This window comes from Agrococcus sp. GW821-FHT14H11 (assembly GCF_058803545.1).
Map to the genome: position 1 here is coordinate 92,347 of NZ_JBXAPA010000003.1, position 23,055 is coordinate 115,401.

19 protein-coding genes are annotated in these 23,055 nt (G+C 72.6%); 12 read left to right on the top strand and 7 right to left on the bottom strand.

Going from position 1 to position 23,055, the window contains the following annotated elements; all coding sequences use genetic code 11:
• Positions 1-32: 32 nt before the first annotated feature.
• The 4 genes from AC1RNL_RS04380 to AC1RNL_RS04395 all read left to right on the top strand — a co-directional run bounded on the left by AC1RNL_RS04380 (position 33) and on the right by AC1RNL_RS04395 (position 3,965).
• Complete coding sequence (locus AC1RNL_RS04380) at positions 33-1,517, top strand: RNA polymerase sigma factor (RefSeq protein ID WP_492934559.1); 1,485 nt, start codon at positions 33-35, stop codon at positions 1,515-1,517.
• 112 nt (positions 1,518-1,629) lie between these two features.
• The gene (locus AC1RNL_RS04385) at positions 1,630-2,454 is read left to right on the top strand and encodes an amino acid ABC transporter substrate-binding protein (protein ID WP_492934560.1); all 825 of its coding nucleotides are present in this window, start codon (positions 1,630-1,632) and stop codon (positions 2,452-2,454) included.
• A 79-nt stretch (positions 2,455-2,533) separates the two neighbouring features.
• The gene (locus AC1RNL_RS04390) at positions 2,534-3,190 is read left to right on the top strand and encodes an amino acid ABC transporter permease (protein WP_400530454.1); all 657 of its coding nucleotides are present in this window, start codon (positions 2,534-2,536) and stop codon (positions 3,188-3,190) included.
• A complete protein-coding gene (locus tag AC1RNL_RS04395) occupies positions 3,180-3,965 on the top strand; it encodes an amino acid ABC transporter ATP-binding protein (protein WP_492934561.1) in 786 nt (261 codons plus the stop codon). Before AC1RNL_RS04390 ends, AC1RNL_RS04395 begins: the two co-directional genes overlap by 11 nt.
• A 66-nt stretch (positions 3,966-4,031) precedes the next feature.
• On the opposite strand, the gene AC1RNL_RS04400 is transcribed toward AC1RNL_RS04395, so the two are convergent.
• On the bottom strand, positions 4,032-4,253 hold the full coding sequence (locus tag AC1RNL_RS04400) for a DUF7455 domain-containing protein (protein WP_128190644.1): 222 nt from the start codon (positions 4,251-4,253) through the stop codon (positions 4,032-4,034).
• Between the two features lie 216 nt (positions 4,254-4,469).
• Between AC1RNL_RS04400 and AC1RNL_RS04405 the strand changes: the two genes are divergently transcribed.
• A complete protein-coding gene (locus AC1RNL_RS04405; RefSeq protein WP_492934562.1) occupies positions 4,470-6,551 on the top strand; it encodes a DNA gyrase/topoisomerase IV subunit B in 2,082 nt (693 codons plus the stop codon).
• Between the two features lie 135 nt (positions 6,552-6,686).
• Here the strand turns inward: AC1RNL_RS04405 and AC1RNL_RS04410 are convergent, their stop codons facing one another.
• Positions 6,687-9,143, bottom strand: a complete 2,457-nt coding sequence (locus AC1RNL_RS04410; protein WP_492934563.1) for a DNA gyrase/topoisomerase IV subunit A — start codon at positions 9,141-9,143, stop codon at positions 6,687-6,689.
• 77 nt (positions 9,144-9,220) lie between these two features.
• Here AC1RNL_RS04410 and AC1RNL_RS04415 point away from each other — a divergent pair, with 77 nt between their 5' ends.
• Positions 9,221-10,231, top strand: coding sequence for an alkaline phosphatase family protein (locus tag AC1RNL_RS04415; protein ID WP_400530443.1), 1,011 nt, complete (start codon positions 9,221-9,223; stop codon positions 10,229-10,231).
• Positions 10,232-10,241: 10 nt separating this feature from the next.
• On the opposite strand, the gene AC1RNL_RS04420 is transcribed toward AC1RNL_RS04415, so the two are convergent.
• The 4 genes from AC1RNL_RS04420 to sepH all read right to left on the bottom strand — a co-directional run bounded on the left by AC1RNL_RS04420 (position 10,242) and on the right by sepH (position 15,096).
• Entirely contained in the window at positions 10,242-11,345 is a 1,104-nt protein-coding gene (locus AC1RNL_RS04420; RefSeq protein ID WP_400530440.1) for an alcohol dehydrogenase catalytic domain-containing protein, read from the bottom strand.
• Positions 11,345-12,259: an NAD(P)-dependent oxidoreductase gene (locus AC1RNL_RS04425; RefSeq protein ID WP_400530438.1), complete on the bottom strand. Its 915-nt coding sequence runs from the start codon at positions 12,257-12,259 to the stop codon at positions 11,345-11,347. The genes AC1RNL_RS04420 and AC1RNL_RS04425 overlap by 1 nt, the downstream gene beginning before the upstream one ends.
• Before the next feature lie 106 nt (positions 12,260-12,365).
• Positions 12,366-13,733 carry an MFS transporter gene (locus AC1RNL_RS04430; protein WP_128190048.1) on the bottom strand — a complete coding sequence of 456 codons (1,368 nt, stop codon included), beginning with the start codon at positions 13,731-13,733 and terminating at the stop codon, positions 12,366-12,368.
• 139 nt (positions 13,734-13,872) lie between these two features.
• Positions 13,873-15,096, bottom strand: a complete 1,224-nt coding sequence (gene sepH / locus AC1RNL_RS04435) for a septation protein SepH (RefSeq protein ID WP_164877146.1) — start codon at positions 15,094-15,096, stop codon at positions 13,873-13,875.
• A gap of 221 nt (positions 15,097-15,317) precedes the next feature.
• Between sepH and AC1RNL_RS04440 the strand changes: the two genes are divergently transcribed.
• Positions 15,318-15,602: a DUF4193 domain-containing protein gene (locus AC1RNL_RS04440; protein ID WP_128190050.1), complete on the top strand. Its 285-nt coding sequence runs from the start codon at positions 15,318-15,320 to the stop codon at positions 15,600-15,602.
• Positions 15,603-15,701: 99 nt separating this feature from the next.
• On the opposite strand, the gene AC1RNL_RS04445 is transcribed toward AC1RNL_RS04440, so the two are convergent.
• The gene (locus AC1RNL_RS04445) at positions 15,702-16,160 is read right to left on the bottom strand and encodes a DUF3093 domain-containing protein (protein WP_246991223.1); all 459 of its coding nucleotides are present in this window, start codon (positions 16,158-16,160) and stop codon (positions 15,702-15,704) included.
• A gap of 70 nt (positions 16,161-16,230) precedes the next feature.
• On the opposite strand from AC1RNL_RS04445, the gene dut reads away from it, so the two are divergent.
• The 5 genes from dut to dxs all read left to right on the top strand — a co-directional run bounded on the left by dut (position 16,231) and on the right by dxs (position 23,027).
• A complete protein-coding gene (dut, locus tag AC1RNL_RS04450; protein WP_225792732.1) occupies positions 16,231-16,683 on the top strand; it encodes a dUTP diphosphatase in 453 nt (150 codons plus the stop codon).
• Positions 16,680-17,279, top strand: a complete 600-nt coding sequence (locus AC1RNL_RS04455; RefSeq protein ID WP_146356266.1) for a DUF3710 domain-containing protein — start codon at positions 16,680-16,682, stop codon at positions 17,277-17,279. Before dut ends, AC1RNL_RS04455 begins: the two co-directional genes overlap by 4 nt.
• Complete coding sequence (locus AC1RNL_RS04460) at positions 17,279-18,022, top strand: DUF3159 domain-containing protein (RefSeq protein WP_146356264.1); 744 nt, start codon at positions 17,279-17,281, stop codon at positions 18,020-18,022. Before AC1RNL_RS04455 ends, AC1RNL_RS04460 begins: the two co-directional genes overlap by 1 nt.
• Before the next feature lie 108 nt (positions 18,023-18,130).
• Positions 18,131-20,971, top strand: a complete 2,841-nt coding sequence (locus AC1RNL_RS04465; RefSeq protein ID WP_492934564.1) for an aconitate hydratase — start codon at positions 18,131-18,133, stop codon at positions 20,969-20,971.
• Between the two features lie 85 nt (positions 20,972-21,056).
• On the top strand, positions 21,057-23,027 hold the full coding sequence (gene dxs / locus AC1RNL_RS04470) for a 1-deoxy-D-xylulose-5-phosphate synthase (protein ID WP_492934565.1): 1,971 nt from the start codon (positions 21,057-21,059) through the stop codon (positions 23,025-23,027).
• Positions 23,028-23,055: the final 28 nt, after the last annotated feature.

Consider the following 23,055-nt stretch of genomic DNA (forward strand, 5'->3'; position numbering starts at 1 on the left):
GGGCCAGGCGCCCGAGACCCACCGGAGGACGCATGCCAGCCAAGGAGACCACCGCGAGCTCGCGCCGCAGCACCGCGAAGGCCGCCGAGCCCGAGCAGGCCACCGGCGCCGAGGCTCCTGCCGCGAAGGCGCCGGCGAAGGCCGCCGCCACCAAGACCGCCGCCGCCAAGGCGCCGGCGAAGGCCGCCGCCACCAAGACCGCCGCCGCCAAGGCGCCGGCGAAGACCGCTGCCGCGAAGACGACCGCTGCGAAGGCGCCGGCCGCGAAGACGACCGCTGCGAAGGCGGCCGCTGCGAAGACCACGGCCGCTGCGAAGACCACGGCCGCGAAGACCGCGGCCGCCAAGACGACCGCCGCGAAGGCGAAGGCGACCCGGGCCAAGGCCGGTGACGAGGCCGACGGGACCGAGGTCGTCGACGCCGCCGCGGCCAAGCCCGCGCGCGGCGGGCGTCGCAAGGCCGCCGAGCCCGAGGTCGAGGAGACCGAGGAGGTCGCCGAGGAGGCCGAGGCCGAGGAGGAGGAGGAGGTCCACGTCGAGAAGCTGCCGACGGGCGCTCTGCGCCTCTCGGGCGACGACGACGAGCCCGCCGCCACCCAGATCACCGGCGCCACCGCCGACCCGGTCAAGGACTACCTGAAGCAGATCGGCAAGGTCGCGCTGCTGAACGCCGAGCAGGAGGTCGACCTCGCCATGCGCATCGAGGCGGGCCTGTTCGCCGAGGAGAAGCTCTCGCTCGAGCCCGACCTCGACTGGCAGCTGAAGCGCGACCTCACGCGCATCGCCCGCGACGGCCAGCGCGCCAAGAGCCACCTGCTGGGCGCCAACCTGCGCCTCGTGGTCTCGCTCGCGAAGCGCTACACCGGCCGCGGCATGCAGTTCCTGGACCTCATCCAGGAGGGCAACCTGGGCCTCATCCGCGCGGTCGAGAAGTTCGACTACACGAAGGGCTTCAAGTTCTCCACGTACGCGACGTGGTGGATCCGCCAGGCCATCACCCGTGCCATGGCCGACCAGGCGCGCACGATCCGCATCCCGGTGCACATGGTCGAGGTCATCAACAAGCTCGCCCGCGTGCAGCGCCAGATGCTCCAGGACCTCGGCCGCGAGCCGAGCCCCGAGGAGCTGGCCCGCGAGCTCGACATGACCCCCGAGAAGGTCATCGAGGTGCAGAAGTACGGCCGCGAGCCCATCTCGCTGCACACGCCCCTCGGCGAGGACGGCGACAGCGAGTTCGGCGACCTGATCGAGGACACCGAGGCGGTCGTGCCCGCCGACGCCGTGGGCTTCACGATGCTGCAGCGCCAGCTCGAGTCGCTGCTCGACTCGCTCTCGGAGCGCGAGGCGGGCGTGATCCGCATGCGCTTCGGCCTCGGCGACGGCATGCCCAAGACGCTCGACCAGATCGGCGACACCTTCGGCGTGACGCGCGAGCGCATCCGCCAGATCGAGTCGAAGACGATGGCGAAGCTGCGCCACCCGTCGCGCTCGCAGCAGCTGCGCGACTACCTGGAGTAGGCCGCACCGGCATCCAGCGCCCGCAGGCCGCCCCGTTCGCCGGGGCGGCCTGCGTCGTCTCCCCGGCCGGGCATGCTCTAACATGGAGTGTTGCCCCCAAGAAGGAGAAGTCATGACCCACGCCCGTCCCGCGGTCGTCCTCGCGGCCCTCGCCGCCGCATCCGTCGCCCTCGTCGGCTGCTCGTCGGGCTCCGAGCCCGCCGCGAGCGGCGAGCCGAGCTCGACCGGCCTCACCCTCGAGCAGGTGCAGGAGGCGGGCGTGCTCGTCGTCGGCACCGAGGGCACCTACTCGCCGTTCTCGTTCCACGAGGGCGGAGCGGGCGAGCTGACCGGCTACGACGTCGAGGTCATCACCGCGGTGGCGGACCAGCTGGGCGTCGAGGTGGAGTTCCAGGAGACCCAGTGGGACGCGATCTTCGCGGGCCTCGACTCCGGCCGCTTCGACGTCATCGCCAACCAGGTCTCGATCACGCCCGAGCGCCTCGAGCGCTACGAGTTCAGCACGCCCTACACCTACTCGCCGGGCGTGCTGATCGTGCCCGAGGGCAGCGACATCACCGGCTTCGACGCGCTCGCAGGCCGCACGAGCGCCCAGTCGCTCACGAGCAACTGGGCCGAGGTCGCCACCGACGCGGGCGCCGACGTCGAGGAGGTCGAGGGCTTCGCCCAGGCCGCCGAGCTGCTGCGCCAGGGTCGCGTCGACGCCACGATCAACGACCGCCTGACCTTCCTCGACTACGAGCAGTCCCAGGGCGGCGAGACGGGCCTCGAGGTCGTCGCCGAGACCGAGGAGGTCAGCGAGAGCGCCGTCGCGTTCCGCGCCGGCAGCGAGTCGCTCGTGGCCGCGGTCGACGAGGCGCTCGCCGCGCTCGCCGCCGACGGCACGCTCGCCGAGATCTCGGAGCGCTACTTCGGCGAGGACGTCTCGCAGCCGTGACGGGCGCACCTCGCGGACCGCGGCCCCGGCGCTCGCCGGGGCCGCGTCCGTGCGCGGGCCGAGCGTCTAGGCTCGCGTCGTGAACTGGCAGCTCGTGCTCGACTCGCTGGGGCCCATCGCCCTCGGCGCGATCACCGGCACCATCCCGCTCACCCTCGCGTCGTTCTCGCTCGGCCTTTTGATCGCGATCGGGATGGCGCTCATGCGCATCTCGGGCATCGCGTGGCTCTCGGCCGTCGCGCGCGGCTACATCTCGGTCATCCGCGGCACGCCGATGCTCGTGCAGCTGTTCGTGATCTTCTACGGCATGCCGCAGATCGGGATCACGCTCGACCCGTGGCCGAGCGCGATCATCGCGCTGTCGCTCAACGTCGGCGGCTACGCGGCCGAGATCATCCGCGCCGCGATCCTCTCGATCCCGCGCGGGCAGTGGGAGGCGGCGGCGATGGTGGGCATGTCGCGCGGCCAGGCGCTCTGGCGCATCGTGCTGCCGCAAGCGGCGCGCGTGTCGGTGCCGCCCCTGTCGAACACGTTCATCTCGCTCGTGAAGGACACCTCGCTCGCGTCGGTGATCCTCGTCACCGAGCTGTTCCGCGTCGCGCAGCGCATCGCCGCGCCGAGCGGCGAGTTCCTCACGATCTACATCGTCGCAGCCGCCGTCTACTGGGTCATCTGCCTCGTGCTCGCCGGCGGGCAGGACCGACTCGAGAGGAGGCTCGACCGCTATGCCGTCTGAGCACACCGACGCCGCCGACGGCCTCCTGCTGTCGGCGCGCGGGCTGCACAAGTCGTTCGGCGACAACCACGTGCTGCGCGGCGTCGACCTCGACATCGCGCCCGGCACCGTCCACGCGCTCATCGGCCCGTCGGGCTCCGGCAAGACGACGGTCCTCCGCTCGCTCAACGGGCTCGAGACGCCGGACGCCGGGAGCCTGCGGATCGGCGACCTCGCGATCGACTTCGCCCGGCCGCCCGGCCGGCGCGACCGCGCGGCGCTGCACCGCGCATCCGCCATGGTCTTCCAGCAGCACCACCTGTTCCCGCACCTGACGGTGCTCGGCAACGTCACGATCGGGCCCGTGCGCGTGCAGGGCCGCGACCGCGAGCAGGCGACGGCGGATGCGCTGGCGCTGCTCGATCGCGTCGGCCTGCGGGAGAAGGCGGACGCCTACCCGTCGTCGCTCTCCGGGGGCCAGCAGCAGCGCGTCGGGATCGTGCGCGCGCTCGCGCTCGCGCCGTCGATGCTGCTCTTCGACGAGCCCACCTCGTCGCTCGACCCGGAGCTCGTGGGCGAGGTGCTCGCGGTCATGACCGAGCTGGCCGCCGACGGCTGGACGATGGCGGTCGTCACGCACGAGCTCGGCTTCGCGCGCGAGGTCGCCGACGAGGTGTCGTTCTTCGACGAGGGCGTCGTCGTCGAGCGCGGTGCGCCCGCGCAGCTCTTCGGCGACCCGCGCCACGAGCGCACGAAGCGCTTCCTGCAGCGGCTGCAGGGCCCCTTCGGCGGGTAGCGAGCAACCCCCGCACGCGGAAGCGGCCCGCCCCCCGCGAGGGGACGGGCCGCTTCGCGGTCTGCGTCAGCGCTCTGCGAGCTTCGCGCTCTCGTCGTGCCACACGAGCGCGACGGGCTCGAGCGCCTCGCGGTGCTTCGCGGCGTGGTGCGCGCAGAAGAGCAGCGTGCCGCTCGCCATGGTCGCTCGGACGTATGCCTGGGCGCCGCAGCTGTCGCAGCGGTCGAGCGCGCTGAGCGGCGCGTTCGCCTCGTCGGCCTCGAGCGTCGCGGTCTGGGTGTCGTTCACGGTGCCCTCCTTCTTCGTCCTGACCTCCATCGTGGCACGGGAGTCTGTCAGATCCCGGTCATCCGGCCATCGGTTCGCCAGCGGCGCAACGCCCGCCCGCGCCGCGCGCCCTGCCGTTCCGCCGGCCCGCGCGGGCCTAGGCTGGCGGGCGGCGCCCACTCGGCCGGTCGCAGACCGCTGCAGCCCGGGCGCGTCGAGCGAGGATTGGGGGATCGGTTGGCAGCTGCGGCATCCGACTACTCGGCGCGGCACCTGACGGTGCTCGAGGGGCTCGAGGCGGTGCGCAAGCGCCCGGGCATGTACATCGGCTCAACCGACTCGCGCGGCCTGATGCACTGCCTGTGGGAGATCATCGACAACTCCGTCGACGAGGCGCTCGGCGGCCACGGCGACGCGATCACGGTCGTGCTGCACCGCGACGGCTCCGTCGAGGTGCGCGACACCGCCCGCGGCCTGCCGATCGACGTCGAGCCGCGGACGGGCCTCACGGGCGTCGAGGTCATCTTCACGAAGCTGCACGCCGGCGGCAAGTTCGGCGGCGGCGCCTACAAGTCCTCCGGCGGCCTCCACGGCGTCGGCGCATCCGTCGTCAACGCCCTCTCGGAGCGCCTCGACGTCGAGGTCGACCGCGACGGCGCGACGTGGGCCATGTCGTTCCACCGCGGCGAGCCGGGGGAGTTCCTCGACGAGGGTGACCCCTCGCCGCACGCGACGTTCCTGCCGTTCGTGGATGCGTCGCGGCTGCGCAAGGTGGGCAAGGTCGCGAAGGGCGTCACGGGCACCCGCGTGCGCTACTGGGCCGACCCGCAGGTCTTCACGAAGGGCGCCGACTTCCTCGCCGACGAGCTCTCGCGCCGCGCGCGCCAGACGGCGTTCCTCGTGCCGGGGCTCGCGATCCAGATCATCGACGACCGCGCCGACGAGCGCGTCGTGCACGACTTCAAGTACGACGGCGGCATCAGCGAGTTCGCCGAGTACCTCGCGCCCGACCCCGCGCTGACCGCGACGTGGCGCCTGACCGGCGAGGGCGACTTCCAGGAGACGATCCCGGTGCTCGACGAGGCGACCGGGCACATGGTCACCCGCGAGGTCGACCGCACGTGCGAGGTCGACATCGCGCTGCGCTGGGGCACCGGCTACGACACCGTCGTGCAGACGTTCGTGAACATCATCGCGACGCCCAAGGGCGGCTCGCACCTGGCCGGCTTCGAGCAGTCGCTGCTGAAGCTCATCCGCGACCAGGTCGCCGCGAACGCGCGCAAGCTCAAGGCGGGCACCGACAAGGTGGAGAAGGACGACGCGCTCGCCGGCCTCACCGCCGTCGTGACGGTGCGGCTGCCCGAGCCGCAGTTCGAGGGCCAGACGAAGGAGGTGCTCGGCACGCCCGCCGTGCGCCAGATCGTCGCCCAGGTGGTCGCGCGCGAGCTCGGCGCCATCCTCACCTCGTCGAAGCGCGACGAGAAGGCGCAGGCCGCGCAGGTGCTCGAGAAGGTCGTCAGCGAGATGAAGGCGCGCATCTCGGCGCGCTCGCTCAAGGAGACCGCGCGGCGCAAGAGCGCGCTCGAGTCGTCGTCGCTGCCGGTGAAGCTCGTCGACTGCCGCTCGAACGACGTCGCGCAGACCGAGCTGTTCATCGTCGAGGGCGACAGCGCGCTCGGCACCGCGAAGCCCGCGCGCGACAGCGAGTTCCAGGCGATCCTGCCCATCCGCGGCAAGATCCTCAACGTGCAGAAGGCGTCGGTCGCCGACATGCTCTCAAACGCGGAGTGCGCGGCGATCATCCAGTCGATCGGGGCGGGATCCGGCCGCTCGTTCGACATCTCGGCCGCGCGCTACGGCAAGATCATCATGCTGTCGGACGCCGACGTCGACGGCGCCCACATCCGCACCCTGCTGCTCACGCTCATCCACCGCTACATGCGGCCGCTCATCGACGAGGGGCGCGTCTTCGCGGCCGTGCCGCCGCTGCACCGCGTGCTCGTCAAGCACCGCGGCAAGCCCGACGAGGCCGTCTACACCTACTCCGACGCCGAGCTGCACCGCACGCTCGCGCGGCTCAAGAAGGCCGGCAAGGGGTGGCACGAGCCGCCGCAGCGCTACAAGGGCCTCGGCGAGATGGACGCCGACCAGCTGGCCGAGACCACCATGGACCGCTCCCGCCGCACGCTGCGCCGCGTCACGATCAGCGACGCCGAGCGGGCGAGCGAGGTCTTCGAGCTGCTCATGGGCAACGACGTCGCGCCGCGGCGCGAGCTCATCGTCACGTCGCAGGTCGACCGCGACCGCATCGACGCCTGAGGCGCATGCGCCCGGGCGCGGCGCCGACGCCGAGCGGGGCGGATGCGCACGACCGGGGCGGGCACGCCGTGCCCGGTCGGGCGCAGTCGCCCCAGTCGCGCGTGGTGAGGCGCTGCTGAGCCGGGGGTGCGCCGGCTACGCGCCGAGCCGCGACCCGACCGCGCCGATCGCGCCGTCGACCGAGACGCCGGAGCCCGCGCGCGCCGCGCCGCCCGGCGGCAGCTGCCGCTGGGAGCCGTCGGCGCCGACCGCGAGCGGCGAGGGCCCGGCCCACGCGAGGCTCAGCCCGACCTCGCCCTTCAGCAGCCGGTGCGCCTGCACGCCGCCGGTGCCGCGCCCCTTCGGCGGGAACTCGGCGAGGTCGGAGACCTTCACGCGGGGCTCGTCGAGCCCCGCGAGCGTCTCGGCGGCCTCGGTGACGGTGACGACCTCGGCGCCGTCGGCCACGGCGCCGGCGAACCGCACCGTCGCATCCGCCTTGAGCCCGATGCCCTTCATGCCGCCGGCGCCCGGTCCCTGCGGGTTCACCTGGCCGGCGGGGAAGCGCAGCAGCTGCGCGTCGGTCGTGATGAGCACGATCCAGGCGTCGTCGGGCGCGGGCGCGATGCCCACGACCCGGTCGCCGGGCTTCAGCGCGATGACGCTCTCGCGGTCGCGGTCGCGCAGCTCGGTGGGCCGGATGCGCTTGACGATGCCCTGCGCCGTCGCGACGAGCCACGGCTCCTCGGTCGAGAGGTCGATGAGCGCGACCGCCTCCTCGCCGCGCTCGAAGGCGCCGAGGTCGCGCACCTTGACGCCCGCGGTGAGGCCGACGGATGCGGGCGGCACCGAGGGCAGGTCGGCGGGCGTCAGGCGCAGCACGGCCCCCGACGACGTCACGAGCCCGAAGGCGCCGCGCGTGGTCGCGGCGACCTCCGAGCGGATCGCGTCGTGGCGGCTGCGGCGCGCGGGTGCGGGGATGGGCTCCTCGCCGTCGACGCGCACGAGCCTGCCCGTGACCGACATGACGACGCGCGTCGGCGCATCCGCGATCTCGAGGCTCGCCGCCGCCGCGCGCGCCGCCGCCGAGCGGCCGGTCGCGGCCTGCTGGCCGTTCGCCTCGGTGAGCATCGTGCGGCGGGGCGTGCCGAAGCGGTCCGCGACCTCGTCGAGCTCGGCCGCGACCACCTCGTGCAGCGCCGCCTGCGTGCCGAGGATGCGCTCGAGCTCGGCGATCTGGGCGAGCAGCTCGTCGCGCTCGGCCTCGAGCTCGATGCGGCTGAACTTCGTCAGGCGCCGCAGCCGCAGCTCGAGGATGTGCTCGGCCTGCACCTCGGTGAGGTCGAAGACGTCCTGCAGGCGCCTGCGCGCCTGCTCGCCGTCGTCGGAGGTGCGGATGACCTGGATGACCTCGTCGATGTCGAGCACCGCGATGAGGAGGCCCTCGACGAGGTGGAGGCGGTCGCGGCGGCGCTGCAGCCGGTACTCGCTGCGGCGGCGCACGACGCCGACGCGGTGCTCGAGGTAGACGCGCAGCAGCTCGCGGAGCCCCAGCGTCTGCGGCTTGCCCTCGACGAGCGCCACGTTGTTGATCGAGAAGCCGTCCTCGAGCGGGGTGTAGCGGTAGAGCTGCTGCAGCACGGCATCCGGGTCGAAGCCCGTCTTGATGCCGATCACGAGCCGCATGCCATGCTTGCGGTCGGTGAGATCCTGCACGTCGGCGAGGCCCTGCAGCTTCTTCGACTGCACGCCGTCCTTGATCTTCTCGATGATCCGCTCGGGGCCGACGAGGTAGGGCAGCTCGGTGATCACGATCTGCGTCTTGCGGCCCTGCCGCTCGACCGACGCGCGCGCCCGGGTGCGGAACGAGCCGCGGCCGCTCTCGTACGCCTCGCGGATGCCGTCGAGGCCGACGATCACGCCGCCGCCGGGCAGGTCGGGCCCGGGCACGTGGCGCATGAGGTCGGCGACGGATGCGTCGGGGTGCGCGAGCAGGTGCTTGGCCGCCTGCACGACCTCGACGAGGTTGTGCGGCGCCATGTTCGTGGCCATGCCGACCGCGATGCCGCTCGCGCCGTTGACGAGCAGGTTCGGGTAGGAGGCCGGCAGCACGTCGGGCTGCTGGTACGAGTTGTCGTAGTTGGGGACGAAGTCGACGACGTCCTCGTCGAGGCCGTCGGTGAGCGACAGGCCGGCCGCGGCGAGGCGCGCCTCGGTGTAGCGGGGCGCGGCGGGCCCGTCGTCGAGCGAGCCGAAGTTGCCGTGCCCGTCGATGAGCGGCAGCCGCAGGCTGAACGGCTGCGCGAGGCGCACGAGCGCGTCGTAGATCGCGGTGTCGCCGTGGGGGTGCAGCTTGCCCATCACGTCGCCCACGACGCGCGCGCTCTTCACGTGGCCCTTCTCGGGGCGCAAGCCCATCTCGGACATCTGGAAGAGGATGCGCCGCTGCACGGGCTTCAGCCCGTCGCGGGCGTCGGGCAGCGCGCGGGCGTAGATGACGGAGTAGGCGTACTCGAGGAACGAGTCCTGCATCTCGGCAGCGACGTCGATGTCGTCGATGCGCTCCGCGGTCGCGGCGCCGTCGGAGGGCTCGGTGGTGGGCTTGGCAGTCATAGGCTGACGGCATGCTACCGACCAGGGCGCCAGGATCCCGGAGCCTTGCCGACGTTCTCGCGAGCTCGGCGCAGGCGATGCGCGGCGGGCGGAACGCGCTCGGCCTGCCTGCGGTGGCGGGCGCGGTCGTGCTGCTCGTCGACGGCCTCGGGGCCGCGCAGCTCGGCCAGCGGGCCGGCCACGCCCGCACGCTCGCCGGCGCCCCGGGCGGCTCGCTCGACGCGGGCTTCCCGTCGACGACCGCGGTGTCGCTCGCGAGCCTCACGACGGGCGCGCTCGCCGGCGAGCACGGCCTGGTCGGCTACGACGCGTTCGTGCCCGGCCACGGGGTGCGCAACCAGCTGCGCGACTGGGGCGGGCCGATGGATCCGGCGCGGTGGCAGCGCCGCCCGACGCTCTTCGAGTCGACCCGCTCGGTGGTCGTCGCCGAGGCGAAGCACGCCGACAGCGGCTTCACCCGCGCGGTGCTGCGGGGCGCCGAGTACCGCGGGGCGCGCGCGCTCGCCGACCGGTTCGCGCTCGCCGAGCGCGCCGCGCGCGAGCGGAGCCTCGTCTACCTCTACGTGCCCGAGCTCGACCGCGCGGGCCACGAGTCCGGCTGGCAGTCCGACGACTGGATCGACGCGCTCGAGGAGCTCGACGGCCTCGTCGCGGGCCTCGTCGCCACGCTGCCGCGCGACGTGGGCCTCGTCGCCACCGCCGACCACGGCATGGTCGACGTCGACGCATCCGCCCACCGCATCGTGCCGCGCGAGCTGCTCGCGCGGGTGACCGCCGTCGCGGGGGAGCCGCGCTGCCTGCAGCTGCAGGTCGACGGCGAGGCGGATGCGGTGGCCGACGACTGGCGCGCGTGGCTCGGCGACGGCGCGTGGGTCGCGACGCGGCAGCAGGTGATCGACGCGGGCTGGCTCGGCGAGGTGCACCCAGAGGTCGCGCCGCGCCTCGGCGACGTGTTCGTCGCCGCGCGCGGGCGGGCGGCGATCTACGTCGACGAGCTCGACCCCGCGCGCGGCATGGTCGGCCAGCACGGCTCGCTCACGCAGGACGAGCTGCGCGTGCCGCTGCGGCGCTTCGGCGCCTTCGCGTGAGGCGCCGGGGCTAGAACCGCACGACCTGCCGGATCGCCCTGCCGTCGGCGAGCGTGTCGAGCGCCTCGTTGAGGTCCTCGAGCGCGATCTCGCTCGTCACGAGCTCCTCGACGGGCAGCCGGCCCTCGCGCCACAGCTGCTCGTAGCGCGGGATGTCGCGGGAAGGCACGGCGGACCCGAGGTAGGAGCCGACGACGGTGCGCGCCTCGGCCGTGAACGTCAGCGGCGACAGCGACGCCCGGGCGTCCGGACGCGGCAGGCCGACGGTCACGGTCGTGCCACCTGGCGCCGTGAGGGCGAACGCCGTCTCGAACGCCTTCGGGTGCCCTGCGGCCTCGATCACGACGGGTGCGCGCAAGCCCTGCGCGACGGCGTCGTCGGGGGAGAGCGCCACGTCGGCGCCGAGCTCGAGCGCGCGCTCGAGCTTCGCGGGCACCGCGTCGACGCCGATGACCCTGCCGAGCCCGAGCGATGCGGCGGCGAGCAGCGCCGCCATGCCCACGCCGCCGAGCCCGACGATGACGATGTCGTCGCCCTCGCGCGGCCTGCCGGCGTTGACGACGGCGCCGCCGCCGGTGAGCATCGCGCAGCCCAGCACCGCGGCGACCTGCGGCGGCACGTCGGCGCCCACGGGGACGACGGAGCGGCGGTCGAGCACCGCGTGGGTGGCGAAGGCCGAGACGCCGAGGTGGTGGTGCACGTCGTGCCCGTCCTCGTGCAGGCGCCGGCCGCCGCCGAGCAGCTCGCCGGCGCCGTTCGACGCCGAGCCCCGCTCGCACGGCAGGCGGCCGTCGGTCGCGCAGGCCGCGCACTCGCCGCAGCGCGGCAGGAACGTGGTGACCACGCGATCGCCGACCGCGACGTCGTCGACGCCCTCGCCCACCGCCTCCACGATCCCCGCGGCCTCGTGGCCGAGCAGCATGGGCACGGGGCGCGGGCGAGCGCCGTCGACGACCGAGAGGTCGCTGTGGCACAGCCCCGCCGCCTCGATGCGCAGCAGCAGCTCGCCCGGGCCGGGCGGGTCGAGCTCGAGCTCGACGAGCTCGAGCGGCCGCGAGTCGGCGAAGGGGCGCTCGGCGCCGATCGCGCGCAGCACCGCGCCGCGGATCCGCATCAGCGGCCGTCCCAGCCGGCGACCGAGCCGTCGGGGCTCGCCTCGCGCACGACGAGCGTGCAGTCCTTGCCGCCGAGCCCGTCGTCGAGCAGCCGCTGCAGCTGGTCGCGGATGAGCGTCGCGGCCGGCACGTGCACGCCCGCGGCCTCGGCGCCCGCGACGGCGAGCGTGACGTCCTTGTGGCACAGCATCGCCGAGAAGGACGCGTCGAAGTTGTGGTTGGCGGCGGCGCCCGGCACGACGCCCGGCACCGGGTACCAGGTGCGCAGCGCCCACGAGTCGCCCGACGAGACGCGAGCGACGTCGAAGAAGGCCTTCGGGTCGAGGCCGAGCCGCTGCGCGAGCTGCGAGCCCTCCGACATCGCGAGGATCGAGACGCCGAGCATCATGTTGTTGACGAGCTTCGCGGCGATGCCGTGCGTGGCCTCGCCGACGGCGAAGACGTTGCCGGCCATGGGCGTCACGATCGCCTTCGCGTCGGCGACGTCGGCCTCGTCGCCGCCGAGCATGAACGTGAGCGTCGCCGCCTCGGCGCCCTGCGTGCCGCCCGAGACGGGCGCGTCGACGAAGCGGAACCCGCGGGAGCCGGCCTCGCCGTGGCACCACTGCGAGGTCTCGATGTCGACCGTCGACGTGTCGAGGATGAGGGTCCCGGGCGCGGCGTGCTCGAAGACGCCGTCGGGGCCCTCGAGCACCTGCCGCACGTGCTCGCCCTTGGGCAGGCTCGTGATGACCACCTCGGCGCCCTCCACGGCCTCGGCGACGCTCGCGACGGGGGTGATGCCGTGCTCCGCGGCGCTCTCGCGCAGCGCCTCGACCACGTCGAAGCCGCGCACCTCGTGCCCCGCGGTGACCAGGTGGGAGGACATCCGGCTGCCCATGTTGCCGAGTCCGATCCAGGCGATTGACGTCATCGTCGATTCCTTCCTCAGGTGGTGCCCCAACGCTATCCCGTCGGACGCGGAACGGGCGGCGAGGTCACCCTCGCCGCCCGTCGCGTCATGCGCTCCGATCCGTGGATCAGACCGTGCCCTTCTCGGCCAGCACGCGGCGGCGGTCCTCGTCGTCGACGTCGTGCAGCGAGATGCCCTTCGTCTCCTTGAGCGCCAGCACCGCGATGAGCGTGATGCCGCAGGCGATCACGAGGTAGATCGCGACCGGGATGTGGCTGCCGAACTGCCCGAGCAGCCAGGTGGCGATGATCGGCGCGAGCGAGCCCGCGACGATCGACGTGACCTGGTAGCCGAGCGAGACGCCCGAGTAGCGCATGCGCGTCGGGAAGAGCTCGGCCATGATCGCCGGCTGGCCGGCGTACATGAGGGCGTGGAACAGCAGGCCCAGGATGATCGCGAGCAGGATCACGATGTCGCTGCCGGTCTCGAACATCGGGAAGGCGATGAAGCCCCACGTCGCGCCCAGGAGGACGCCCGCCAGGTACATGGGCTTGCGGCCCACGCGGTCGGTGAAGCGGCCCACGATCGGCACGAAGATGAAGTGCGCGATGTGCGCGATCGCCATCAGGCCGAGGATGCGGGACACGTCGTACTCGAGGTACGTGCGCAGGTACACGATCGAGAACGTGACGACCAGGTAGTAGAGGACGTTCTCCGCGAAGCGCAGGCCCATGGCCGTCAGCACGCCCTTGGGGTAGCGCTTCAGCACCTCGAGCACGCCGTACGACTTCGACTTCGACTCGGCGACCTCGGCCTTGACCTCCTGGAAGATCGGCGCGTCCTCGATGCGGGTGCGGATGTAGTAGCCCACCGCGACGATGACGACCGACAGCCAGAACGCGATGCGCCAGCCCCAGCCGAGGAAGTCCTCGTCCGAGAGCGTCCACTGCAGGACGAGCAGCACGATCGTGGCGAGCAGGTTGCCGGCCGGGACCGCCGCCTGCGGGAACGACGACCAGAAGCCGCGCTCCTTGTTGGGCGAGTGCTCGGCCACCAGCAGGACGCCGCCGCCCCACTCGCCGCCGACCGCGAAGCCCTGGAAGAAGCGCAGGACCACGAGCGCAGCGGGTGCGAAGTAGCCGATCTGGTCGAACGTGGGCAGGCAGCCCATCAGGAACGTCGCGACACCCACGAGGATGATCGCGAACTGCAGCAGCTTCTTGCGGCCGTACTTGTCGCCGAAGTGGCCGAAGACGATGCCGCCGAGCGGACGGGCGACGAAGCCCACCGCGTAGGTCAGGAATGCGCTGATGATGGGGAAGTACGGATCATCGCTCGCGGGGAACATGATCAGGTTGAAGACGATCGTCGACGCCGTGGCGTACAGGAAGAACTCGTACCACTCGACGACCGTGCCCGCCATGGCGGCCGTGACGACCTTGCCCAGGCCCTCGCGGGAATTGTCGCGCTTGGTGTCGTGCGCGGGTGCTGTCATGCCTACCTCCTCGTAGGGTGCACGGGACTGTGCGCGGTGAATCTAACATGACGTCTCGTTCAGGTGAGACGCATGGGGCGCGACACACCGAGAGGCGGGCACCCGGTCGCCCGGATGCCCGCCTCTCGTGATGCGGCGCTCAGTCGTCGGAGCGCGACCCGAAGACGATCTCGTCCCAGCTCGGCATCGAGGCGCGCGATCCGCGCTTCTTCGAGCCGACCGGGCCGGTGCCCGTCGCGCGCTGCGGACGTGCCTCCTCCTGGGGCTCGGGCCTCGGCGCCTCGGCCTCGAACAGGCCCGGCTCGGTCTCGGCGGTGCGCAGCGCCGCCTCCCGCTCGCTGCGGCGACGGCGGAGGGCGTCGAGCAGCTCGGCGGTGTGGTTCGGCTGCGCGGATGCGGCGGGCCGGTTGATCGCGGCGGCCTGCACGTTCTCGGGCTGGCTGCCGACCTCGCCGGTGCGGCGGCGCAGCCACGGGTTGTCGGCCTTCGTCGGCTCCTTGGCGCGCTCGTCGGCGGCGCCCTCGGTCGCCGTCGACGACGCGACGGCCTCCTCGAGGCCCACGCCCGGCTCCACCGGCGCCGGAGCCTGCCGCACCGCGCCGCGCTGGATGCGGAACGCATCCGAGTCGAAGCGGCCGGTGTCGGCGGCGTCGGCGCGCTGCGAGATGGGGGGAGCGGGCTGGCTCGGCGCGCGCTCGCCCGCGGGTGCGGGAGCGGACGGCGCCGCGGACGGGGCGGGAGCAGGCTCGGGCGACGCCGGCCGCGACTGGCGGTCGATCGCGCGGAGCCTCGGCACGAGCACGCTCGACGCGTCGCCCGTCTGGCTCAGCGAGACCGCCTCCTTGCCGCGGGGCGTGAGGGTGGCCTTCTTGGGCTCGTAGCCCCAGACGGCCTCGTGCTGCATGCCCTCGGTCGTGAAGCGCAGGCGCACGGTCCACGCGCCGCCCTCCGCGTCCTTCCACGAGGCCCACGAGCGGTCGGAGGCGCGCAGGTCGTCGAGGCGCTCCTCGATCGCGGCGCCGAAGGTCGTCTCGCCCGCGAGCGGGTCGATGTCGCCGGATGCGACGGGGATGGAGAGCGCGGAGTCGAGCACGTGCGCGCGCTCGGCGATGACCGGCCCCTCGAAGCGCTCGACGTAGGCGAGCTCCTCGCCCGTGGAGGAGGCGACCTCCTCGGCGGACATGCCGCCCCGGATGAGCGACTGGATGTCGCGCGGGCTCGCCTTGCGCTCGCGGTGGGGCACCGCGGCCTGCGGCCTGCGGTGCTCGGGGAGTGCATCGACGGGCACGCTGAAGCGCTCGCCGGAGTCGGACTCGAGGATGAGCACGCCGTCCTCGACGCCGATGACGCTCAGCTGCTGCATGATTCGTCGATCCTTCCTGGCGGTGTCGGTGGGCGCCAGCATCCCACGCGCCGACGGCCCGCGCCGGGAATGGATCGGGCGCGCCGCACGTTCCGCCTCAGACACCGCTCGACGCCCATGTCGGCACCCGGCTGCGCACGGATATCTGATTTGCCAAGGTGATCGGATTCGTGCAGACTGTGCGCCGACGCCGCCCACCACACCCCCAGCAAGGACTCTCGATGGCCACCGATTACGACGCCCCGCGCAAGACCGACGACGAGAACGAGTCGATCGAGGCGCTCAAGGAGCGCGTGCCTGCGAAGAGCGTCTCCACCGATGAGGACGCCGACAACCCGGGCAGCTTCGACCTCTCGGCGGCCGACCTCGCCGACGTCGAGCTCGACGTCGTCGTGCTCCCGCCGCAGGAGGACGAGTTCACGTGCGTGAGCTGCTTCCTCGTGAAGCACCGCCTGCAGTTCGACCACGAGACGAAGCTCGGGCCGATCTGCCGCGAGTGCTCCTGACCGACCTCTCCTGACGCGAGCGGTGCCCTCGGGCGCCGCTCGCGTCTCGCGTTCCCGGCTTCTGTCGCCCGCGCGCGAGAGTCGCCCGCGCGCGAGCGGCTACGCCGACGCGCGCGCCGCGTCGATCGCCGCGGCGAGCCGCTCCGGCCGGCGGGAGCTCATCACCCACGACGGCGTCGGGTCGCTCTCGTCGTCGACGGCGACGCGCACGAGCCCGCGCGTCCACGGCGAGATCACGTGGTGCGACGCCGGGTCCCACTCGGCGCGCATCGCCGCGCGCGCCTCGTCGCCGCGCAGCGCCTCGGGAGCGCCGAGGAGCGCGGTCGCGATCCGCGCCCTGCCTGCGTGCAGCATCCCGTCGCGCACCTCGACCACGGGCGCGCCGACCCACAGCGCCGTCACGATGCCGAGGTAGAGCACGGCCGCGACGCCCACCCCGACGCCGAGGTCGACCGGCAGGAAGACGAGCAGCGCGGCGGGCACGATGAGCAGCAGGAGCAGCGGCAGCCACCAGGGCGGCGTGAGCCGCTCGCGGTACGACGACGAGGCGGGATCCATGCCCCCATCCTCTCGCGCGCCGAGCGCTCCGGTTCCCGACGCCCATCCGCCTCGGCTAGCCTCGACTGCGATGCAGCAGGTCGACGTCCTCATCACCGGATCGCCGGTGCCCTCCTACGCGCACCCGGGCGACGCCGGTGCCGATCTCCATGCCGCCGAGGCGGTGACGCTCGAGCCCGGGCAGCGCGCGCTGGTCGGCACGGGCGTCGCGATCGCGCTCCCGGACGGCTACGCGGCGTTCGTGCACCCCCGCAGCGGCCTCGCCGCCAAGCACGGGATCACGATCGTCAACGCGCCGGGCACGGTCGACGCGGGCTATCGCGGCGAGATCAAGGTCAACCTGCTCAACACCGGCGGCGAGCCGCATCGCATCGAGGTGGGCGACCGCATCGCCCAGCTCGTCGTGCAGCGCGTCGAGCGCGTGCGCTTCGTCGAGGTGGAGCGCCTGCCGGGATCGGATCGGGGGGAGCGCGGGCACGGATCGACCGGCCGCGGCGCCGCCCCGGAGGGGATCGCACGATGACCGACACCACTGACGCCCAGGGCGAGCCGCTCGACGACGAGGCGCTCGTCGACAAGAGCGCTCCCGAGGACCGAGCCCAGGCGGGCCCGCTCGACGAGTCCGAGGCGCCCGTGCGCCCCTACGTCGACCTCGGCGGCCTGCGCATCGTGCCGCGCCCCGGCATGCAGATGCGCCTCGAGGTCGAGGAGCGGACGAAGCGCATCGTCGCCGTCACCCTCGAGCACGAGGGCTCCACCGTGCAGCTGCAGCCCTTCGCCGCGCCGCGCAGCGAGGGCATCTGGGCGCCCGTGCGGCAGGTGCTGCGCACGCAGCTCGAGCGCCAGGGCGCGACCGTCGACGAGGCCGAGGGCCTGCTCGGCCCCGAGCTCCGCGCGCGCCTGCAGTCCGGCCCCGACGGGGCGCCGCGCGCGGTGCGCATCATCGGCGTCGACGGGCCGCGCTGGATGCTGCAGGGCCTCATCGGCGGCCAGGCCGCGGTCGACGACGAGCAGGCCGCGAAGGCGATCGAGCTGTTCCGCTCGACGGTGGTATGCCGCGGCGCCCAGCCGATGCCGCCGCGCGACCTCATCCCGCTGAACGCGCCGAAGCCGGTCTGATGGCGATGCCGCCGGGGGAGCGGGAGCCGTCCTTCTCCGAGCAGGTGGGCGCGGCCATCCGGGGCTCCAAGCTCGGCCACCTCGACCCATCCGCCAGGCCCACGCCCGGCGCGCTGCTCGGCGCGATGGGCGGCGTGCGCGGGCTCGTCGAGTCGCTCCTGCCCGGCATCCTCTTCCTCGCGATCTACGCGACCACCCGCGAGGTGTGGCTCGCGGTCGTCGTGCCGCTCGTCGTCTCGGTCGGCTTCGTGGCGTGGCGCGTGCTGCAGAAGGGGCAGCCCGTGCTCGCGTTCGCGGGCCTCGTCGGCGTCGGCATCTCGGCCGCGGTCGCGCTCATCACCGGGCAGGGCGAGGACAACTTCCTCTGGGGCTTCACCGTCAACACGATCGTGGTGCTCGTGCTGCTCGTCAGCATGCTGCTGCGCCGTCCGCTCGTCGGCGTCATCGCCGGCGCGCTCACCGCGAAGCCCCACGCGTGGCGCACGGAGCGCGCGAAGCGCGCCGTCGCCTGGCGGGCCACCATCCTGTGGCTCGCGGTCATCGCCGCGCGGCTCGCGATCCAGGTGCCGATGTACCTCGCCGCCGACGCGGGCGCCGCGGGCGCCGTCGAGGCACTCGCCGCGACGAAGCTCGTGATGGGCGTGCCGCTCTACCTCGCCGCGCTGTGGGTGACGTGGCTCATGGTGCGCACCGTGCTCGACGACGACACGCCTGCGCAGGCGGAGGAGCCGTCTGAGCGCTAGGATATCTTGACGTCAAGATATCTCGCCCTGCACCCCTGGAGTACGGCGGTGCGAGGCTTACACTCGAGGCGCGGCCAGCGCATCCCGTGAAGACCCTGAGGAGTCACGATGGCGAATCCGAACAGCTTCGACAGCAAGGACACGCTGTCGGTCGGCGACACCGACTACACGGTGTACCGCATCGACAAGGTCGAGGGGCACGAGCGGCTGCCGTTCAGCCTCAAGGTGCTGCTCGAGAACCTGCTGCGCACCGAGGACGGCGCGAACGTCACGAAGGAGCAGATCCAGTCGCTCGGCTCGTGGGTCGCCGACTCCGAGCCTTCGACCGAGATCCAGTTCTCGCCGGCGCGCGTCGTCATGCAGGACTTCACCGGCGTGCCCTGCATCGTCGACCTCGCCACGATGCGCGAGGCCGTCGCGGAGCTCGGCGGCGACCCCAAGAAGATCAACCCGCTCGCCCCGGCCGAGCTCGTCATCGACCACTCGGTGATCGCCGACCTCTTCGGCACCGCCGACGCCCTCGAGCGCAACGTCGAGATCGAGTACCAGCGCAACGGCGAGCGCTACCAGTTCCTGCGCTGGGGCCAGACGGCGTTCGACGACTTCAAGGTCGTCCCGCCCGGCACCGGCATCGTCCACCAGGTCAACATCGAGAACCTGGCGAAGGTCACCTACTCGCGCGAGTTCGGCGGCGAGCTCACCGCCTACCCCGACACCGTCGTCGGCACTGACTCGCACACCACGATGGTCAACGGCCTCGGCGTGCTCGGCTGGGGCGTCGGCGGCATCGAGGCCGAGGCCGCGATGCTCGGCCAGCCCGTCTCGATGCTCATCCCGCGCGTCGTCGGCTTCAAGCTCACCGGCTCGATCCCCGCCGGCGTGACGGCGACGGATGTCGTGCTCACGATCACCGACATGCTCCGCAAGCACGGCGTGGTCGGCAAGTTCGTCGAGTTCTACGGCACCGGCGTGGCCTCCGTGCCGCTCGCGAACCGCGCGACCATCGGCAACATGAGCCCGGAGTTCGGCTCGACCGCCGCCATCTTCCCGATCGACGACGTCACGCTCGACTACCTGCGCTTCACCGGCCGCAGCGAGGAGCAGGTCGCGCTCGTCGAGGCGTACTCGAAGCAGCAGGGCCTCTGGCACGATCCCGCCGTCGAGCCGACCTACTCGGAGTACATGGAGCTCGACCTGTCGACGGTCGTGCCCTCGATCGCCGGCCCGAAGCGCCCGCAGGACCGCATCGAGCTGACCAACGCGAAGCAGCAGTTCTCGGCCGACCTGCAGAACTACGCGACGGCGCCCGAGCAGGCGGCGGAGCCCGAGAAGGACATCGTCGACGAGGCCGTGGAGGACACCTTCCCGGCCTCCGACCCCGCGTCGTTCTCGGCCGACACCGACGAGGAGCTCGTCGCCCCGACGCCCGCGGCCCCCACGGGCGTGCCGACGGCATCGCGCATCTCGCAGCCGGTCACGGTCGAGGTCGACGGCGAGACGTTCGAGCTCGACCACGGCCACGTCGCGATCGCGGCGATCACGTCGTGCACCAACACGTCGAACCCGTCGGTGATGCTCGCCGCCGGCCTGCTCGCGCGGAACGCGGTCGAGAAGGGCCTCTCGTCGAAGCCGTGGGTCAAGACGACGATGGCGCCCGGCTCGAAGGTCGTCACCGACTACTACGAGAAGGCGGGCCTCTGGGGCGACCTCGAGTCGCTCGGCTTCTACCTCGTGGGCTACGGCTGCACGACGTGCATCGGCAACTCGGGCCCGCTCAAGGAGGAGATCTCCGCGTCGGTCAACGACAACGACCTCGCCGTCACCGCGGTGCTCTCGGGCAACCGCAACTTCGAGGGCCGCATCAACCCCGACGTGAAGATGAACTACCTCGCGTCGCCGCCGCTCGTGATCGCCTACGCGCTCGCCGGCACGATGGACTTCGACTTCGACACCCAGCCGCTCGGCAAGGGCAAGGACGGCCAGGACGTGTTCCTCGCCGACATCTGGCCCTCGGCCGACGAGGTGCAGGCGACGATCGACTCGTCGATCGACACCGAGATGTTCACGACGCAGTACGCGGCCGTGTTCGACGGCGACGAGCGCTGGCAGAACCTGCCGACGCCGGCCGGCGACGTCTTCGAGTGGGACGAGCAGTCGACGTACGTGCGGAAGCCCCCGTACTTCGAGGGCATGACGATGGAGACGACCCCGGTCGCCGACATCACCGGCGCCCGCGTGCTCGCGAAGCTCGGCGACTCGGTCACGACCGACCACATCTCGCCCGCGGGCAGCATCAAGGCCGACAGCCCGGCCGGCCGCTACCTCACCGAGCACGGCGTCGACCGCAAGGACTTCAACTCCTACGGCTCGCGCCGCGGCAACCACGAGGTGATGATCCGCGGCACGTTCGCGAACATCCGCCTGAAGAACCTGCTGCTCGACGGCGTCGAGGGCGGCTACACGCGCGACTTCACGACCGCCGACGGCGAGCAGGCCTTCATCTACGACGCATCCGCCAACTACCAGGCGCAGGGCACCCCGCTCGTCGTGCTGGGCGGCAAGGAGTACGGCTCGGGCTCGAGCCGCGACTGGGCCGCGAAGGGCACGAGCCTGCTGGGCGTCAAGGCCGTCATCACCGAGTCGTTCGAGCGCATCCACCGCTCGAACCTCATCGGCATGGGCGTCGTGCCGCTGCAGTTCCCGGCCGGCGAGACCTGGGAGTCGCTCGGCCTCGACGGCACGGAGTCGATCTCGATCACGGGCCTCACCGAGCTGAACGAGGGCCGCACCCCGAAGACGGTGCACGTCGTCGCCGAGCCGACCGAGCACAGCCCCGAGGGCAAGCAGACGGTCGAGTTCGACGCGGTCGTGCGCATCGACACCCCGGGAGAGGCCGACTACTACCGCAACGGCGGCATCCTGCAGTACGTGCTGCGCTCGCTCGTCTGAGCAGCATCGATCGACGGCCCCGGGCTCCGCTATGAGCCCGGGGCCGTCGGCGTCCGCGGAGCCGTCGCCGCGTAGACTCGAGCGCATGAGCCTGCTCGATCGGATCCGCGGCCCGAGGGACCTCGATGGGCTCTCCCAGCACGAGCTCGAGGCGCTCGCCGCCGAGATCCGCGCCTTCCTCATCCGTGAGGTCTCGCGCACCGGCGGCCACCTCGGCCCGAACCTCGGCGTGGTCGAGCTGACGATGGCCATGCACCGCGTCTTCCGCTCGCCGCGCGACGCGTTCGTCTTCGACACCGGCCACCAGTCGTACGTGCACAAGCTGCTCACCGGCAGGCAGGACTTCTCGCGCCTGCGCCAGAAGGGCGGCATCGCGGGCTACCCGCAGCGCGCCGAGAGCGAGCACGACATCGTCGAGTCGAGCCACGCATCCTCCTCCCTGTCGTGGGCCGACGGCATCAGCCGCGCCTTCGACATCACCGGCCAGCATGACCGCTCGGTCGTCGCCGTCGTGGGCGACGGGGCCCTCACCGGCGGCATGACGTGGGAGGCGCTCAACAACATCTCCGACGACAACAGCCGCCGGCTCGTCATCATCGTCAACGACAACGGGCGCTCCTACGCGCCGACGATCGGCGGCATGGCCCGCTTCCTCAACGGGGTGCGCACGCAGCGCTCGTACCGGAGCCTGCGCGGCACCTCCGAGCGGCTGTTCTCGCACCTCGGCCGACCCGGCCGCGCGATGTACCGCGGCGTGCGCGGCGCGACCCACGGCTTCCTCACGCGCTTCGTCAACAACGAGGTGCTCTACTCCAACCTCGACATCAAGTACCTCGGGCCGATCGACGGCCACGACCTCGAGGCGCTCGAGGAGGCGCTCACCCAGGCGCGCGACTTCGCGGCGCCGGTCATCGTGCACGTCATCACCCAGAAGGGCCAGGGCTTCGACCTCGCCGTCAACGACGAGGCCGACCAGTTCCACGCCGTCGGGCAGATCGACCCGGAGACGGGGGAGTCGCTCTCGAGCGCGGGCCGGCCCGCCTGGACCTCGGTGTTCGCCGACGAGCTCGTCTCGCTCGCGCGCCGCGACGACCGCATCGTCGGCATCACCGCCGCGATGCTTCGCCCGACCGGCCTCGACCGGCTCGCGGCGCTCGACGCCTCGCGCGTGCTCGACGTCGGCATCGCCGAGCAGCACGCGGTCACGACCGCCGCGGGCCTCGCGTTCGGCGGGCTGCACCCGGTGGTCGCGATCTACGCGACCTTCATGAACCGCGCCTTCGACCAGGTGCTCATGGACGTCGCGCTGCACCGCGCGGGCGTCACCTTCGTGCTCGACCGCGCCGGCGTCACCGGCCCCGACGGCCCGAGCCACCACGGCATGTGGGACCTCGCGCTGCTGCAGTTCGTGCCCGGCATCCGCCTCGCCGCGCCGCGCGACGCTGCCCGCCTCGAGGAGGAGCTGCGCGAGGCCGTCGCGGTCGACGACGGCCCCACCGTCATCCGCTACCCGAAGGGGTCGGTGCCGAACCAGCTCGACGCGGTGCGCCGCACCGACGACGGCGTCGACGTGCTCGTGGAGGCGCCGCACCGCGACGTGCTCATCATCGCGATCGGCGCGTTCGCGCACCTCGGCGTCGACGTCGCCGAGCGCGTGCGCGCGCAGGGCATCGGCGTCACGGTCGTCGACCCGCGCTGGGTCGTGCCGGTCGCGGCCTCGATCGTCGAGATGGCGCGCGACCACCGCATCGTCATCACGCTCGAGGACGGCGTGCGCGTCGGCGGCATCGGCACGCGCGTGCGGCAGGAGCTGCGCGCCGCCGGCGTCGACACGGCGGTCGACGAGCTCGGCCTGCCGGACGCGTTCATCGACCACGCGGAGCGCGGCGAGATCCTCGAGGAGGCCGGGCTCTCGGCCCAGGCGATCGCGCGGAACATCGTGCAGCAGGTGCTCGGCACGGGACGCGTGCCGGTCGCGCGACCGCTGCCCGGCGAGCCCGAGCTGCGCATCGACGCCGACGACGCCGTGGACGGCGCGAGGCGCACGACCGACTGACGGCTCTCCACAGGCGGGCGGGCGCGGC

Bases quoted from the DNA above. Each gene is read 5' to 3' on its own strand.
- AC1RNL_RS04425 (WP_400530438.1), bottom strand. From the start codon at position 12,259: ATGACGTCAATCGCCTGGATCGGACTCGGCAACATGGGCAGCCGGATG.
- AC1RNL_RS04395 (WP_492934561.1), top strand. From the start codon at position 3,180: ATGCCGTCTGAGCACACCGACGCCGCCGACGGCCTCCTGCTGTCGGCG.
- AC1RNL_RS04440 (WP_128190050.1), top strand. From the start codon at position 15,318: ATGGCCACCGATTACGACGCCCCGCGCAAGACCGACGACGAGAACGAG.
- AC1RNL_RS04445 (WP_246991223.1), bottom strand. From the start codon at position 16,160: ATGGATCCCGCCTCGTCGTCGTACCGCGAGCGGCTCACGCCGCCCTGG.
- AC1RNL_RS04415 (WP_400530443.1), top strand. From the start codon at position 9,221: ATGCGCGGCGGGCGGAACGCGCTCGGCCTGCCTGCGGTGGCGGGCGCG.
- AC1RNL_RS04465 (WP_492934564.1), top strand. From the start codon at position 18,131: ATGGCGAATCCGAACAGCTTCGACAGCAAGGACACGCTGTCGGTCGGC.
- dut (WP_225792732.1), top strand. From the start codon at position 16,231: ATGCAGCAGGTCGACGTCCTCATCACCGGATCGCCGGTGCCCTCCTAC.
- AC1RNL_RS04420 (WP_400530440.1), bottom strand. From the start codon at position 11,345: ATGCGGATCCGCGGCGCGGTGCTGCGCGCGATCGGCGCCGAGCGCCCC.
- AC1RNL_RS04410 (WP_492934563.1), bottom strand. From the start codon at position 9,143: ATGACTGCCAAGCCCACCACCGAGCCCTCCGACGGCGCCGCGACCGCG.
- AC1RNL_RS04430 (WP_128190048.1), bottom strand. From the start codon at position 13,733: ATGACAGCACCCGCGCACGACACCAAGCGCGACAATTCCCGCGAGGGC.
- dxs (WP_492934565.1), top strand. From the start codon at position 21,057: ATGAGCCTGCTCGATCGGATCCGCGGCCCGAGGGACCTCGATGGGCTC.
- AC1RNL_RS04460 (WP_146356264.1), top strand. From the start codon at position 17,279: ATGGCGATGCCGCCGGGGGAGCGGGAGCCGTCCTTCTCCGAGCAGGTG.
- AC1RNL_RS04385 (WP_492934560.1), top strand. From the start codon at position 1,630: ATGACCCACGCCCGTCCCGCGGTCGTCCTCGCGGCCCTCGCCGCCGCA.
- sepH (WP_164877146.1), bottom strand. From the start codon at position 15,096: ATGCAGCAGCTGAGCGTCATCGGCGTCGAGGACGGCGTGCTCATCCTC.
- AC1RNL_RS04455 (WP_146356266.1), top strand. From the start codon at position 16,680: ATGACCGACACCACTGACGCCCAGGGCGAGCCGCTCGACGACGAGGCG.
- AC1RNL_RS04380 (WP_492934559.1), top strand. From the start codon at position 33: ATGCCAGCCAAGGAGACCACCGCGAGCTCGCGCCGCAGCACCGCGAAG.